This is a genomic window from Polaromonas sp. P1_E3, assembly GCF_056405935.1.
Map to the genome: position 1 here is coordinate 1 of NZ_JBFUBD010000062.1, position 14,851 is coordinate 14,851.

A 14,851-nucleotide genomic window follows, 5' to 3' on the forward strand; every position below is an offset into this window, starting at 1 on the left:
ACCTTACTCCGCTTCTTCTACGAGGTTAGACATGCGCTGGCGCGATTAGGTGCAGCTGGCGAGGGTTCAAACATACGCGACGTCTTCCCAAGTCACTTTGCCGGTTTGGGCGGTCTACCCGCTCCTATTACGGATCAAACGGAGATCATTAACGAGTATGCGGAAGGGCCTCTCCAATTCACACTAGAAATTCCGCATGCCTGGAATCACTACCCGCTTTTTATGAAGTCGGCAACATGGACCTACGACGGACAACAACAGGCCTGGAAAATAGACTTAGTTAGTTCAGACGGGCAAAGCCTGCATCAAGAATTAAATGGCATAGGGTTTCGTACCTTACAAAATAAGAATCTATACCTGAGTGATGGCCGATCTGTTGAGTTCACAACACTTGTCGACGCTGCCTTGGCTCTAGCAAACATCCAATATTTTGGTCCCTTTAGAAATGCACTCAACGAAGGGGCTGGCAATTACTACGACCTCCATCTTGGAACCGGATTTTTAGGTCAATGGCACAACTGGAAAACAGGCGGCAGTAAATTACAAAACCGGGCTATCGGGAAAGTGACCGAAGACGTTAGAAGACTTATCGGCGCCAAATCGCTGGAAATAAGCGCTTCCAATGAGCTGAAAACCCTTCAGCTTGTTATTGATGGTCGCCCACACAAACTTTCTGAGGTAGGAGCGGGCATTGCACAACTTGTAGTCGTACTTGGAAATGCCCTTATCCGCGCCCCCAGCTTTATCGCTATTGATGAGCCTGAGACACATTTGCACCCTGGTCTCCAACTTGATTTTTTAACCACGCTTGCTTCATATGCACAACATGGTGTGCTGTATGCCACGCACTCGCTGGGACTAGCACGATCATGCTCGGATCTTATGTACTCGGTGCAATCCACGAAGAGAGGTTCTATCGTCCGCCCATATGCGAAAACCCCTCATTACGCCGAGTTCCTCGGGTCAATGGGAATAGCAGGGCTTGAAGACATAGGTTGGAATAAGATTCTCTTGGTTGAGGGGCCATCAGATGTAAGAACTTTTCAACAGCTATTGAGAAAATTCGAGAAAGATAGACACGTTGTAATTCTTCCTCTCGGAGGTAGTTCCATGATTAACGGAAAAACCACACCGCTGCTTGAAGAAGTCATTCGCCTATGCCCCAACGTCTTTGCAATCATAGATAGCGAGAAGAAGTCGGAAAGCGATTCTGTAGCAAGTGACCGTGTTGAATTCGCGGCAAACTGTGCTCAACTAAAAATCAATTGCTTAATCACTCAAAAACGAGCAACCGAGAATTACTTGTCAGAAAGCTCCGTCAATGAAGCGTTTGGTGGCCGATTTGCGCCACTTGGCGACTACGACCGTCCCGGTACGGAGAACAGCTTTTGGGGAAAGTCAGAAAATTGGCGCGCTGCACAAGTCATGACGAATGACGAGCTTGTGAAGACAGATCTCGGAAAATTCTTAGCTGCTCTTTAGCTTCTACTGAAATATGAGGTTATCAACCTGCTGCTGATATCAAGTATCGCGCCATCAATTGCGGAACAGCCGGCTTCGCACACCGCTGCAAAGCCATCAACAATCCATGGTCAGCCTTCGCCACCCGATGACGAACACGCAGGTCATCCTGAATCTGCGCCAATAACGAAGCCGCCATTTCAGCATCAGCCATAGCCCTGTGAGCACGGCCAGCTTTCGGCAGGCGGTGGTAGTCAATCAGCACACCGAGCTTGTGACTGGGCGCCTGGGGATACAGCCTTCTGGCAACCAGCATGGTGCAGGCGAAAGGCTGGGTAGCAGCCTCCCCTGCGCGGCTTAATTCAGCTTCCCAGAACCTGCGGTCAAAAGAAGCGTTGTGCGCGACCATGGGCGCGTTGCCCACAAAGCGATTCGCTTCCGCCATCACTTTCTCGGCCGCGGGCGCGGCGGCAATCATGGCATTGCTGATACCTGTCAGGCTTTCGATGAAAGACGGGATGTAGCGGCCCGCGTTCATGAGGCTCTGGAAACGGTCGACTACCTGGCCGTGTTCGACCATCACGATAGCGACCTCGGTCGCACGGTCGCCTATCGCGGGTGAGAGGCCTGTGGTTTCGAAGTCGATGACGGCGATGCGGCTCATGGCTCAGGTGTGTGACGTGATGGGCCGCCAAAAACAAAACACCATGAAATGGACCTGCAGAGGTTCAAACTTCATGGTGTTCATGGAGGTCCGGCCAGTCAATGCATTGACTCCCGGCTTGGCTGGTTACTTGTAGAACGCCTCAACCTTGCCTTTGAGCTTGATCATCAGCGGGTTGCCCTTGCGGTCTACCTTGTTGCCCACGGGCACCTTGATCCAGCCTTCGCTGATGCAGTACTCGGCGACGTCGTTGCGCTCTTTGTCGTTGAAGCGGATGCCCACCTCGTGTTCAAAGATGGCTTTGACGAAGTGCGGGCTGCGCTCGTCGGTCGAGAGGTGGTCGGGCAGCGCCGGGCGTTCTGTCGCAGCTGCTGCTGTTGTTGTGGTTTCTTCGGTCATGGTGTCAGGTAAGAGCTGAATGGTCGCTTAGACGTCGATGTTGGCGGCGCGCAGGGCGTTCTGYTCGATGAACTCGCGGCGYGGCTCSACYTCGTCGCCCATCAGCATGGTGAAGACGCGGTCGGCTTCGATGGCGTCGTCGATCTGCACGCGCAACAGGCGGCGCACGGTCGGGTCCATGGTGGTTTCCCACAGCTGGGCGGGGTTCATCTCRCCCAGGCCTTTGTAGCGCTGGCGGGCGGTGGCGTTTTCAGCCTGGCCAATCAACCAGGCCATGGCCTGGCGGAAGTCACCAATCTTTTCTTCCTTCTGGCGCTCGCCTTCGCCGCGCATGGCCTTGGCGCCTTCGCCAATCAGGCCCTTGAAGGTGGCAGCAGCTTCAGCCAGGGTGGCGTAGTCGGCGCCGTGCACAAAGTCTTGCGTGATCACGCTGCTCTTGACGTTGCCRTGGTGGCGGCGGCTGATGCGCAAAATGGGTTTGTCGGTGCGGGTGTCAAACTCGCCGGCCACTTCGGCAGGGGCGCCGGTGGTGTTGAGTTCGCGCAGCTTGGCCTGCAGCGTGACGGCCGACACTTCAGCGTCTGCCACGGTGTCGAGGTTCAGGCTCACGCCGTCGGCAATGGCGCGCAGGGCTTCTGCGTCCATGAAGCCGCGCAGGCGGGCAATCACGGACTCGGCCAGCTGGTGTTTGCGGGCCAGTTCGGCCAGCGTTTCACCCGCCAGCACCGTGCTGCCTTCAGCGCCGGTTTGCACTGAAGCGTCTTTGAGCGCAATGCGCAGCAGGAAGCCGTCAAGCGCTGCGGTGTCTTTCAGGTACTGCTCTTCTTTGCCGGCCTTGACCTTGTACAGCGGTGGCTGCGCAATGTAGATGTGGCCGCGCTCGACGAGCTCGGGCATCTGGCGGTAGAAGAAGGTGAGCAGCAGCGTACGGATGTGGGCACCGTCAACGTCGGCGTCGGTCATGATGATGATGCGGTGGTAGCGCAGCTTGGCGACGTTGAAGTCGTCGGTGCCTGGCGTGCCGCCAATACCGCCAGCCTTGCCGATACCGGTGCCTAGGGCGGTGATCAGCGTCAAAATTTCATTGCTGGTCAACAGCTTTTCGTAGCGGGCTTTTTCGACGTTCAAAATCTTACCGCGCAGGGGCAGGATGGCCTGGAACTTACGGTCACGGCCCTGCTTGGCAGAGCCGCCGGCGGAGTCACCCTCGACCAGGTAGATCTCGCACATGGCGGGGTCTTTTTCCTGGCAGTCGGCCAGCTTGCCGGGCAGGCCCATACCGTCGAGCACGCCTTTGCGGCGCGTCATGTCGCGGGCCTTGCGAGCGGCTTCACGGGCGCGGGCAGCTTCAATGATCTTGCCGACGATGATTTTGGCGTCGTTGGGGCGCTCTTGCAGGTAGTCGTGCAGCAGGCGGCTCACGATGTCTTCGACCGGGCCGCGCACTTCGCTGGAGACCAGTTTGTCTTTGGTCTGGCTGCTGAATTTGGGCTCGGGCACCTTCACGCTCAACACGCAGCACAGGCCTTCGCGCATGTCGTCACCGGTGACTTCAACCTTGGCTTTCTTGGCCAGTTCGCTGTCGTCAATATATTTGTTGATGACGCGTGTCATGGCTGCGCGCAGGCCCGTCAGGTGGGTACCACCGTCGCGCTGGGGAATGTTGTTGGTGAAGCAGAGAACCTGTTCGCTGTAGCCGCTGTTCCATTGCATGGCAACTTCAACACCGATGTTGGTGCCCTGGTCGCTGGCGCGGTCGCCCATGGCGGCAAACACGTTGGGGTGCAGAACCGTTTTGCCTTTGTTGATGAATTCAACAAAGCCCTTGACGCCGCCGGCGCCGGCGAAGTCGTCTTCCTTGCCGCTGCGCTCGTCTTTGAGGCGAATGCGCACGCCGTTGTTCAAAAAGCTCAGCTCACGCAGGCGCTTGCTGAGGATCTCGTAATGGAAATCGTTGTTCTCTTTGAAGATGTCGGTGTCGGGCAGGAAGTGGACTTCAGTGCCGCGCTTGTCGGTGTCGTCCATGACTTTCATGGGTGACACGTCAACGCCGTTGACCTGCTCGATGATGCGGTTTTGCACAAAGCCGCGAGAGAACTCCATCACGTGCACTTTGCCGTCCCGGCGAATCGTGAGGCGCAGCATTTTGCTGAGTGCGTTGACGCAGCTCACGCCCACGCCGTGCAGACCACCTGAAACCTTGTAGCTGTTCTGGTTGAACTTGCCGCCGGCGTGCAGCTCGGTCAGGGCGATTTCGGCAGCAGAACGCTTGGGCTCGTGCTTGTCGTCCATCTTGATGCCGGTCGGGATACCGCGGCCGTTGTCGGTCACGCTGACGGAGTTGTCGGTGTGGATGGTGACGACGATGTCGTCGCAATGGCCGGCCAGTGCTTCGTCAATCGAGTTGTCGACCACCTCAAACACCAGGTGGTGCAAGCCGGTGCCGTCAGACGTGTCGCCAATGTACATGCCGGGGCGCTTGCGCACGGCCTCCAGGCCTTCCAGGATCTGGATGGAACCTTCGCCATAGGCTTCGGACGCGCCGGCCTGGTTGGTGTCAATCTTCGGCTGGAAATTGGAGCTTCCCTCGCCTGCAGCGCCGTCGTTAACGTTGACCTGATCGGCTTCGTTTGGTGTGTTTTCTTCAGTCATATCCAGCTTTATTTCCGATCTTTCTTCGATCTACTTTCGAATTGCTTCGATTTCTTCAATCTCTTGAATGACCAAACCCGCGGAGAGTCGCGGGTCTGGTGGTTGTTCAGCGTGTGGTCAGCGCGTTAAATGCGCATCGGCATCACCACGTATTTAAAGGCTGCATCGTCGGGGATGGTGAGCAACGCGGAGCTGTTGGAGTCAGCCAGCTCGATCTTCACCATGTCCTGGTCCATGTTCGACAGTGCGTCGATCAGGTAGGTGACGTTGAAACCGATTTCAATCGCATCACCACCGTAGTCGATGTCGAGCTCGTCGACAGCTTCTTCCTGCTCGGCATTGTTGGACGCCACGCGCAGGGTGCCGGGTTCGATGTTCAGGCGCACGCCCTTGAACTTCTCGCTGGTCAAAATCGCGGTGCGCTGCAGGCTGGCCAGCAGGGGCACACGGCCCAGGGTGATGATGTTTTTGTGGTTCTTGGGAATCACGCGGTTGTAGTCGGGGAACTTGCCTTCGACCAGCTTGGTGACGAATTCCATGCCTTCAAAGCTGAACTTGGCCTGGTTGCCGGCGAACTGCATTTCGATGGCGCCCTCTTTGTCGCTGAGCAGGCGCTGCATTTCCAGAACGGTCTTGCGCGGCAGGATGACTTCCTGCTTGGGCACTTCGACGTCGAGCGTGGCAGAGGAGAACGCCAGGCGGTGCCCGTCGGTGGCGACCAGGCTCAGCTGCTTGCCTTCGGCGACGAACAGGATGCCGTTGAGGTAGTAACGGATGTCGTGCACCGCCATGGCGAACGAGACCTGGTTGAGCAGCTCTTTCAAAACCTTTTGCGGCACCGAGAAGCTGGGGCCGAAATTAGCGGCTTCCTGCACCAGTGGAAAGTCTTCAGCGGGCAGGGTTTGCAGCGTGAAGCGGCTCTTGCCGCCCTTGAGGATCAGCTTGTTCTGCGACGACTCGAGCGAGACGGTCTGGTCGCTGGGCATGGAGCGCAGGATGTCGATGAGCTTGCGGGCACCCACGGTGGTGGTGAAGTTGCCGGCGTCRCCGTCAAGTTCGGCTGTGGTGCGGATCTGGATTTCAAGATCGCTCGTGGTGAGCTGCAGCTGCGCGCCGGTTTTGCGGATCAGCACGTTGGCAAGGATGGGCAAGGTGTGCCTCCGCTCAACGATGCCGGCCACCGACTGCAGTACCGACAAAACTTTATCCTGGGTTGCTTTCAGAACGATCATGACTTCCTCTGTATTTATCTTTAATTCTTTAATTCAAATTAGTAGTAGTAGATAAGGGTGGCGCCCATCTGTGGATATTGCCATTTTCCCCTTTTTGATCAACCACTTGGCGTTTGTTTAACCATGTGTTCAGGCGCCCCTGAACTGCACTGCCGAATATGAATAACTTTCGATTGTCATCTGCTTCTGTGGATAAGCCATGGGTTGTTCAAAAGTTGTCCCCAAACTTGTTGAGGCGCCGGTTTGGCCCTGAATATCACCCCAAAACCCAGGTGAACCAGGCGAGGTGAGCGCTAAAGGATTCGTTTGACGCATGGATGCCGCTCTTCAGCCTTTCAGGGTTTGCTCAAGTACATGCAGTTGCTGGTTGAGCTCTGTCATTTGCTGGCGTTCGGCAGACATCTTGCGGACGGCATGCAGCACCGTGGTGTGGTCGCGCCCGCCAAAGAGCTCTCCGATCTCTGGGAGGCTCTTTTGCGTGAGTTCCTTGGCCAGGTACATGGCAATCTGCCGCGGCCGCGCAATGCTGGCGGGCCGCTTCTTGGAATACATGTCGGCGACCTTGATCTTGTAATAGTCGGCGACGGTCTTCTGGATGTTTTCGACGGAAATCTGCCGGTTCTGGATGGAAAGCAGGTCCCGCAGGGCCTCGCGGGCCAGCTGGATGGAGATTTCCTTGAGGTTGAAGCGCGAGTAAGCCAGGATCTTGCGCAGGGCGCCTTCGAGCTCGCGCACGTTGGAGCGGACGTTCTTGGCGACAAAGAAGGCGACTTCTTCGGGCATGGAGGCGCCTTCGGCCTCGGCCTTGCGGATCAGGATGGCGACGCGCATTTCGAGCTCGGGCGGCTCGATGGCGACGGTGAGGCCGGAATCAAAGCGCGACACCAGGCGTTCGTGGATATCCGTCAGGCCCTTTGGATAAGTGTCGCTGGTCATCACAATGTGCGACTTTTTGGTCAGCAAGGCCTCGAAAGCGTTAAAAAACTCTTCCTGGGTACGGTCCTTGTTGGCAAAGAACTGGACATCGTCAATCAGCAATAAATCCAGGGAGTGGTAACGCTCCTTGAATTCATCAAAAGTCTTGCGTTGGTAAGCTTTAACCACATCTGAAACAAATTGTTCAGCGTGGATGTAGAGAACTTTGGCGGCGGGGTTGTCCGCCAGCAGTTTATTGCCGATGGCGTGCATCAAATGGGTCTTGCCCAAACCGACGCCGCCGTAGATAAAAAGCGGGTTGTAAAGCTGGCCGAGGCTGCTGGAGACATGTAACGCCGCGGCCCGGCCCATGCGGTTGGCTGTGCCTTCAATCAGGGTGTCGAAGGTCAGGGCGCTGTTCAGGCGGTTTTTGAACGGGGCGCCGGCGGCTTCTTCGGGAACGCCCAGGCCGGCAGGTTCAGGAATACCGGAGCCTTCAAAGCTGCGGACCAGAGATGAAGATTTGGCGGGCGCTTCGCGCGGAGCAAGTGCTAACTCAAGGGGGATGCTTTGCCCGGAAATTTTCTCAAGCAAGGTAGAGATGCGGCCGGCATATTGGGCACGAACCCAGTCCAGTTTGAACCGGTTGCCCACCAGAACAGTGACTTTGGTGAGGTCGGGAGCGACCTCGACGAGGAGGGGCCGGATCCAGGTATTGAACTGTTGTTCGGGTAATTCCTGGGCCAGGTGGTCGACGCAGCTCTGCCACAAGTCCTGGTTCAGGTTTTGGACGGAGGCCTCGCTCATGGGTGGTTTTGGCTGGGTTGCTGGCCTGGCAAGAGGCGCCCGGCAGCGGTGAGCTGCTTGTGGATATTGTTAATTTTGAGCACCGGCAATTGTAGTCCGGGCGGGGAGTTATCCACAAAATAATTGATTCGGGTTTCAACCTATTTTCGGCACCGGTTTGGGGTATGTCGCGACGCGGTTCGCTGCATCTCAGCCTTTACCCCAAATGGATGGGCTAACTTGTTGCCAGTGTTAGGAAATCTGCGATAATCATGGGTTTCCCTGATTCGCGGCGGGTTTTGCCTGCCTTGAAGACTTGCAGAGATGGTTGTGTTGTACGGCCACCAAGATCATTCGAATCGCCCAAAGCAGTGTCTCTTAGTCTCTTATCCAATAAGGCAATAAGGCAACAAGGCAAAGTAAAGGCAAAGGGGGAAGCTTTGTAGCTGACCGGCTAGTAGGACTCCATCATGAAACGCACATACCAACCATCCAAAGTCAAACGCGCTCGTACGCACGGCTTCCTGACCCGCATGAAAACGCGTGGCGGCCGCGCAGTGATTGCTGCCCGCCGCGCCAAAGGCCGCAAGCGCCTGGCTGTATAAGCCTGTTTTCTGCTGGCCATTCGCAGTTTTTTAAACTGACGCCTGGCGCTCGTGCAACGGCTTCAAACCCGACCCCAGTTCCAGGCAGTTCTTGCCGGCGCCATTGTTGCAAAAACAACGCACTTCGCATTGCACCGCAATGCGCTGGACGCAAAGCCCGTGCAAGCTGAGCCAGGCCAACTGGCCGATGTGCTTGCGGCAAAGCCGCTGTTTCCCGTGCAGGATGTCTGGCTTGGGGCCATGGTCCCCAAACGCTGGGCCAAACGCGCCGTCACACGTAACGCCATCAAACGACAGATCTACACCGTGAGCGCTGATTTTTCGCATCAGTATCCACAGGCTGCTTTTGTGGTCCGCTTGCGGCGTGATTTTTCGCGCAAAGAATTCATTAGCGCGACGTCCGAGCAGCTCAAGCTGGCGGTACGCACGGAAGTGCTGGCGCTGATGCAGGCAGGAGCCAAGGCGCCATGAGCTCCAGGACCGCCTTTCTTGCCGCGCTGGCGCCGCTTTTCCGCTTGCCGCAAACCCTGCTGATCGGCCTGGTCAAGGGCTATCGCCTCTTTCTCAGCCCATGGCTGGGCTCGGCCTGCCGGTTTGAGCCAACCTGTTCCGCCTATTCCCTGCAGGCCCTGCAGCAGCACGGCGCAGCGGTGGGCAGCTACCTCACCTTGCGCCGCCTGGCACGCTGTCATCCCTGGTGTGATGGCGGGCACGACCCGGTGCCGCCTGTTTCCCTCTTTTCCCGCCTGGCCACGCCTGTGGCCTCCACCCCTTCTAAAAAGACGCCGTCATGAACGACATCCGCCGCACCATCCTGTGGGTGATTTTTGGTTTTTCCATGGTCCTTTTGTGGGACCAATGGCAGGTTTTTAACGGCCACAAGGCGACCTTTTTCCCGTCAGCCACGCAGACGGCCAAAGCACCAGCCGCCGGTTCCTCGGCTCCTGTAGCGGCCGGCACCACAGCCTCTTCCGTGCCTGCGCCGCAAGCGGCCAACGCAACGCCTGGCGCGCCTGGTGCTGTGCCCACGGGTGCGCCCTCTGCCGCTCCCGCGGCGACCCGCGAGCGTGTGGTGGTGAACACCGATGTGCTCACGCTGACCTTTGACAGCGAAGGCGGCACCCTGGTGCACTCGGCGTTCGTGAAATACAAGGACCAGACGCACAAGGACGACGGCTTTGTGTTGATGGACGAAAGCGCGAACCGTGTTTATGTGGCGCAGACGGGCCTTGTGACGGCACCCGGCACCACTGGAGGCTTTCCTACACACAAAACGCCCATGACCGTGGTGCCTGGTGAACGGGCACTGAAAGAAGGCCAGGACGAGCTGCAAGTCAAGTTCGAGTCGGCAGAAGTCGGCGGCGTCAAGCTGGTCAAAACCTATACCCTCAAGCGTGGCGCCTATGACATCGCGGTGCGCCACGACATCGTTAACGCCGGTACGGCCGCCGTGTCGCCCCAGCTGTACCTCCAGCTCGTGCGTGACGGCAACAAGCCGCCCGGAGAGTCTTCTTTTTATTCCACCTTTACCGGCCCGGCGATTTACACCGAAGCCAAGAAATACCAAAAAGTGGAATTCAAGGACATCGAGAACAACAAGGTTGACGTCGAAAAGCAGGCCACCAATGGTTATATCGCCATGGTCCAGCATTACTTCGCAACCGCCTGGATTCTCCCGGATGGCCTGAAGCGTGACCTGTTGTTCCAGAAGGTCGCGAACAACCTGTATTCCGTCGTCATGATCACGCCGCTGGACACCATCGCAGCTGGCACAACCAAATCGGTCGAGTCGAAATTTTTCGTCGGCCCTCAGGAAGAAAAAACACTGGAAGCCATCGCGCCAGGCCTCGAGCTCGTCAAAGACTACGGCTGGCTCACCATCCTGGCCAAGCCCCTGTACTGGCTGCTCGACAAGCTGCACGGCTTCCTGCATAACTGGGGCTGGTCCATCGTGGCCCTGGTGCTGCTGCTGAAAATCGCGTTCTACTGGCTCAATGCCAAGGCGTATGCCAGCATGGCCAAGATGAAGGCGATCAATCCCAAGATCATGGAGATGCGTGAGCGCCTGAAAGACAAGCCGCAGGAAATGCAGCAGGCGATGATGAAAATCTACCGCGAGGAAAAAGTCAACCCGATGGGCGGCTGCTTCCCGATCATGATCCAGATCCCCGTCTTCATTGCGCTGTACTGGGTGCTGCTGTCCAGCGTTGAAATGCGCAATGCACCCTGGATTCTGTGGATTCATGACCTCTCGGCGCCGGATCCTTTCTTCATCCTGCCCGTCCTGATGACCCTGACCACCATGCTGCAAACGGCGCTCAATCCCGCCCCGCCGGATCCGATGCAGGCCAAGCTGATGTGGTTCATGCCGCTGATCTTCAGCGTGATGTTCTTCTTCTTCCCGGCCGGCCTGGTGCTGTACTGGATTACCAACAACATCCTGTCCATCGCGCAGCAGTGGGTGATTAACACGCGCATGGGCGTGCCGCCACAGTTCAACTTGCCGAAATTCAAATAAGGCGGGTATGAGGTAAAAAAATTGGGCCGCTACGCGGCCCTTTTTCTTTGGCGATCCACCGTCAGGCAAATCATCAATCGCGTGCAGCCCGTCACCTCTACATTCACCGCTTAACATCTACCACCATGCTGGCCCGACACCACGACCCTATCGTTGCGATCGCCACCGCACCCGGCCGCGGGGCTGTGGGCATTGTGCGGGTCTCGGGCAAAGATGTAGCTCCCGTGATTGCGGCCGTGTGCGGCCGGCATCTGCAAGCGCGCCAGGCGACCTACCTGCCCTTTCGTGATGGGCAGGCCCAGGTGATTGACCAGGGCCTGGCCATTCATTTCCCGGCGCCACATTCCTACACCGGTGAAGACGTGCTGGAACTGCAGGCGCATGGCGGGCCGGTGGTGCTGCAGCTGCTGCTGGCGCGTTGCCTGGAGGCGATGCCGCAGTTGCGCGTGGCACAACCGGGCGAGTTCACCGAGCGTGCTTTCCTGAACGACAAAATCGACCTGGCACAGGCCGAAGCCATCGCCGACCTGATAGACGCCAGCACCGAAACCGCAGCGCGATCGGCGGCACGGTCCATGTCCGGCGAATTCTCGCTGGCGATCAACACTTTGCTGGACCAGCTGGTCCATCTGCGCATGCTGGTCGAAGCGACGCTGGATTTTCCTGAAGAAGACATCGACTTCCTGCAGAAAGCCGATGCGCAAGGCCAGCTGGCGCGTCTGCAAGCCACGCTTGGGGAGGTGATGCAGCGAGCCACTCAGGGCGCCATCCTGCGTGAAGGTATCAAGGTGGTGATTGCCGGCCAGCCCAATGCCGGGAAGAGCTCTCTGCTCAATGCCCTGGCCGGCGCCGAGTTGGCGATCGTCACGCCGATTGCCGGCACCACGCGGGACAAAGTCTCGCAGCTGATCCAGATTGAGGGCGTGCCGCTGCATGTGGTTGATACAGCCGGCCTGCGCGAAGCGCTGGACGAGGTCGAGAAAATCGGCATTGAACGCGCATGGGCGGAAATCGAAAGCGCTGATGCGGTGCTTTTCCTGCACGACCTGACACAGCAGGCGTTGGGCCATGACCCGCAGGTTGCTGCCAGCTACATGGCTGCCGACGCAGAACTGGCAAAGACCTTGAGCCAGAAACTTTCCGCCAGAACGGCTGTGATCGACATCTGGAACAAGTTGGACAAGGTGGGCGCCGACGCCCTGGCAAACATACCCGGCGGAGTAGCGATATCGGCAAAGACCGGGGCCGGACTGAATGCCTTGCGCGAGAAACTTCTTGACGTAGTGGGGTGGCAGGCGGCGCCTGAAGGCGTGTTCATGGCGCGCGAACGCCACGTGCAGGCGCTGGCACGCGTTGAGGCCCAGCTGCAAAAAGCGGCAGGGCAACTGCATGCCCTGCGCCCTGCCCTTGACCTGCTTGCTGAAGACCTGCGCCAGGCGCAGCTCCACCTGGGCGAGATCACGGGACAGTTCAGCGCTGACGATTTGCTGGGCGAAATATTCTCCCGCTTCTGCATCGGTAAGTAGCGCAGCAAGAGCGCTCATCAGTGCATGGCGCGCGACCGCCGACCCAAAGCGTTGGCGTCCTACACCAGCGTCGGCGTGGCTGTCCATGATGGCTTTAAGCAGAGCGAGTGCGCCTGCATGCCGAACGTTCATGACGTCCACTAATGACCCCCCCTATGTCAGAGATTCTCTCAACACAGGCCGAGCTGTTTGATGCTGCGCCGGCAACCAACCTGCCCGCCGGGTTTACTTATGAACCTGAATTTTTGAGTACCGGCGAAGAAGCCGGCCTCATCGATCTGGTCTCGCAATTGCCACTGGAAGCTGCGCGCTACAAAGGCTATACCGCGCGGCGCAGGGTCATCAGTTACGGCGGCAGTTTTGACTACGACACCAACCGCCTGCGTCCCGCCGAGGCGTTGATTGCAGGGCTGCGGCCCTTGCGTGACAGGGTGGCCTGCTGGCTTGGCGTGGCGCCGGAGATGCTGGTCCATGCGCTTGTGGCCGAGTACAGGCCCGGCACCCCTCTCGGCTGGCATCGTGATGTCCCTGATTTTGAGGAGATAGCCGGCGTTTCCCTGGGAAGCGCTGCCCTGATCCGCTTCAGGCCCTACCCACCCCAAGCCCCCAGGCGCGCTGATGTTGTGAGGCACGTCGTTGCGCCCCGCTCCATTTATGGGCTGCGCGGCCCGGCGCGATGGGCCTGGCAGCACAGCATCGCCCCGACGGCTGAACTGCGCTGGTCCATCACTTTTCGCACCGCGGCGGCGCGCAGTTAGGCCTTTTGGATGCTTTTAGGCCGACAGGCGGGTTCGCGCGAAGGATGAACGGTTACGCAATGATCAAAGCTCTCCAAAATGCGCTTTTTACCAATGAAATTACAAATCCCGATGCCGCTGTATCAGGTGTAAGTGGGCGTTAATGTCCCTTGCGAGCGTTGTAGTGCAAAGGTATCTTCCGTCCCACTATGAACGCTCCACTACCTGCCGCCATTCGCTTTGACATTCAGGGCCTTGCCCAAGCCATTCTTCACTGCCACGCCAGTGATGCATTGCGTTGTCAATTCAACCAGCCGCACTGGGACATACTCGCCAGCTACATGCAGCCGTTCGCGCTGAACAGCGGCCAGGTGCTGATGGAACAGGGCGCACTGGATCGCACGCTGTATTTTGTGGAGAGCGGCACGCTGAGCGTTCATTACGAAGACGAAAAGGCCCGCGTTCGAATGGCACTGGTGGGTGCTGGCACTGTGCTGGGTGAAGGCGCGTTCTTTTCACACATGCCCCGTAGCGCCACGGTGCATGCCTCAACGCCCTGCAAGCTGTGGTGCCTTACCCCAATGCGATTCCTGGAACTGGCAAACCGCCATAGCCCCATCGCATTGGAGCTGACCATGGCGATGGGTTCGGTCATGGCCAAACGACTCTATAACCGCCCCAAGCGCGTTGCAGTGACCTGAGCTTCATCTCTTTTCTGCACGTGAGCCGGCGTCATCGGACAACTGACCCGTGCCGTAATACTTTCGTGCATTACGGGCGATCTTAAAAACGTGATGGGCGTGATTTTTTACCAGACAGCTGAATGGGTGATTCGATAAAGTCGCCACTGTATTCCCTGCTAAACAACAGCTGAACCGTTGGCGCCATTGCTTACAGATTCACTCCGTGCATTGACGGAAAATGAACATTCATCACGAGAACGTTGCCCATGTCTTTTCTAAACTGGTTTTCCGATAAACCGCAGCAAGCCAGCGCGGCTGCGAACGACGAACAAAAACGCACGCCCGCCGGGCGTGACAAAGTCGCTACGTCCGTGCCCCAGCGACTCTCGCCCGAACACCCTGCTCCCGCCGATTCCGGCAAGCTCAAGCGCCACGCCCGCCGCGAACAGCTGTACACGGCCATTCGTGAGGCCATGACCCGTTCCGGCGTACTCTCGGCCAGCTACAAGTTCAAAGTTCTTTCTCTGGACCAGGGCGGCAATGAATTTCTCGTCATGATGGATCTGGCGAAAGCCTTTGGCGGCTCCCCGGAGCAACTCGGTGAGACAGAAGCATTGATCATGCAGCACGCCAAGGCACGTTTTGAAATCACGGTGCCCGCGGTGTACTGGCG

General features: G+C 57.8%; 13 protein-coding genes and 1 pseudogene. 9 read left to right on the forward strand and 5 right to left on the reverse strand.

Translation table 11 applies throughout. The annotated features are described in order from the left end of the window. Positions 1–1,482: ATP-dependent nuclease (locus AC1D0Z_RS09955; RefSeq protein ID WP_477658088.1), on the forward strand; the 1,482-nt coding region annotated here is incomplete at its 5' end. A 22-nt stretch (positions 1,483–1,504) separates the two neighbouring features. Here the strand turns inward: AC1D0Z_RS09955 and AC1D0Z_RS09960 are convergent. The 5 genes from AC1D0Z_RS09960 to dnaA all read right to left on the reverse strand — a co-directional run bounded on the left by AC1D0Z_RS09960 (position 1,505) and on the right by dnaA (position 8,130). Then, complete coding sequence (locus tag AC1D0Z_RS09960) at positions 1,505–2,125, reverse strand: 3'-5' exonuclease (RefSeq protein ID WP_477658089.1); 621 nt, start codon at positions 2,123–2,125, stop codon at positions 1,505–1,507. A gap of 126 nt (positions 2,126–2,251) precedes the next feature. Next, complete coding sequence (locus AC1D0Z_RS09965; RefSeq protein ID WP_477658090.1) at positions 2,252–2,524, reverse strand: DUF3297 family protein; 273 nt, start codon at positions 2,522–2,524, stop codon at positions 2,252–2,254. A 27-nt stretch (positions 2,525–2,551) separates the two neighbouring features. Further along, positions 2,552–5,176: a DNA topoisomerase (ATP-hydrolyzing) subunit B gene (gene gyrB, locus AC1D0Z_RS09970; RefSeq protein ID WP_477658091.1), complete on the reverse strand. Its 2,625-nt coding sequence runs from the start codon at positions 5,174–5,176 to the stop codon at positions 2,552–2,554. 125 nt (positions 5,177–5,301) lie between these two features. Continuing rightward, on the reverse strand, positions 5,302–6,408 hold the full coding sequence (gene dnaN / locus AC1D0Z_RS09975; RefSeq protein WP_477658092.1) for a DNA polymerase III subunit beta: 1,107 nt from the start codon (positions 6,406–6,408) through the stop codon (positions 5,302–5,304). A 327-nt stretch (positions 6,409–6,735) separates the two neighbouring features. Next, positions 6,736–8,130, reverse strand: coding sequence for a chromosomal replication initiator protein DnaA (gene dnaA / locus AC1D0Z_RS09980; RefSeq protein WP_477658093.1), 1,395 nt, complete (start codon positions 8,128–8,130; stop codon positions 6,736–6,738). A gap of 449 nt (positions 8,131–8,579) precedes the next feature. On the opposite strand from dnaA, the gene rpmH reads away from it, so the two are divergent. The 8 genes and pseudogenes from rpmH to AC1D0Z_RS10020 form a co-directional block, all read left to right on the forward strand. Further along, positions 8,580–8,714 carry a 50S ribosomal protein L34 gene (gene rpmH, locus AC1D0Z_RS09985; protein ID WP_007862708.1) on the forward strand — a complete coding sequence of 45 codons (135 nt, stop codon included), beginning with the start codon at positions 8,580–8,582 and terminating at the stop codon, positions 8,712–8,714. A gap of 51 nt (positions 8,715–8,765) precedes the next feature. After that, positions 8,766–9,185: a ribonuclease P protein component gene (locus AC1D0Z_RS09990; RefSeq protein ID WP_477658094.1), complete on the forward strand. Its 420-nt coding sequence runs from the start codon at positions 8,766–8,768 to the stop codon at positions 9,183–9,185. A gap of 44 nt (positions 9,186–9,229) precedes the next feature. Beyond that, entirely contained in the window at positions 9,230–9,508 is a 279-nt protein-coding gene (yidD, locus tag AC1D0Z_RS09995) for a membrane protein insertion efficiency factor YidD (RefSeq protein ID WP_477658098.1), read from the forward strand. Then, the gene (yidC, locus tag AC1D0Z_RS10000; RefSeq protein WP_477658095.1) at positions 9,505–11,232 is read left to right on the forward strand and encodes a membrane protein insertase YidC; all 1,728 of its coding nucleotides are present in this window, start codon (positions 9,505–9,507) and stop codon (positions 11,230–11,232) included. Before yidD ends, yidC begins: the two co-directional genes overlap by 4 nt. A 125-nt stretch (positions 11,233–11,357) precedes the next feature. Continuing rightward, positions 11,358–12,758 carry a tRNA uridine-5-carboxymethylaminomethyl(34) synthesis GTPase MnmE gene (gene mnmE / locus AC1D0Z_RS10005; RefSeq protein WP_477658096.1) on the forward strand — a complete coding sequence of 467 codons (1,401 nt, stop codon included), beginning with the start codon at positions 11,358–11,360 and terminating at the stop codon, positions 12,756–12,758. A 155-nt stretch (positions 12,759–12,913) separates the two neighbouring features. Next, entirely contained in the window at positions 12,914–13,516 is a 603-nt protein-coding gene (locus AC1D0Z_RS10010; RefSeq protein ID WP_477658097.1) for an alpha-ketoglutarate-dependent dioxygenase AlkB, read from the forward strand. Between the two features lie 188 nt (positions 13,517–13,704). Then, positions 13,705–14,196, forward strand: coding sequence for a Crp/Fnr family transcriptional regulator (locus AC1D0Z_RS10015; protein ID WP_122954706.1), 492 nt, complete (start codon positions 13,705–13,707; stop codon positions 14,194–14,196). A gap of 248 nt (positions 14,197–14,444) precedes the next feature. Further along, positions 14,445–14,851, forward strand: a pseudogene (locus AC1D0Z_RS10020) (hypothetical protein); the annotation flags it as partial.

Bases quoted from the DNA above. Each gene is read 5' to 3' on its own strand.
- rpmH (WP_007862708.1), top strand. From the start codon at position 8,580: ATGAAACGCACATACCAACCATCCAAAGTCAAACGCGCTCGTACGCAC.
- AC1D0Z_RS10010 (WP_477658097.1), top strand. From the start codon at position 12,914: ATGTCAGAGATTCTCTCAACACAGGCCGAGCTGTTTGATGCTGCGCCG.
- dnaA (WP_477658093.1), bottom strand. From the start codon at position 8,130: ATGAGCGAGGCCTCCGTCCAAAACCTGAACCAGGACTTGTGGCAGAGC.
- AC1D0Z_RS10015 (WP_122954706.1), top strand. From the start codon at position 13,705: ATGAACGCTCCACTACCTGCCGCCATTCGCTTTGACATTCAGGGCCTT.
- mnmE (WP_477658096.1), top strand. From the start codon at position 11,358: ATGCTGGCCCGACACCACGACCCTATCGTTGCGATCGCCACCGCACCC.
- AC1D0Z_RS09965 (WP_477658090.1), bottom strand. From the start codon at position 2,524: ATGACCGAAGAAACCACAACAACAGCAGCAGCTGCGACAGAACGCCCG.
- yidC (WP_477658095.1), top strand. From the start codon at position 9,505: ATGAACGACATCCGCCGCACCATCCTGTGGGTGATTTTTGGTTTTTCC.
- AC1D0Z_RS09960 (WP_477658089.1), bottom strand. From the start codon at position 2,125: ATGAGCCGCATCGCCGTCATCGACTTCGAAACCACAGGCCTCTCACCC.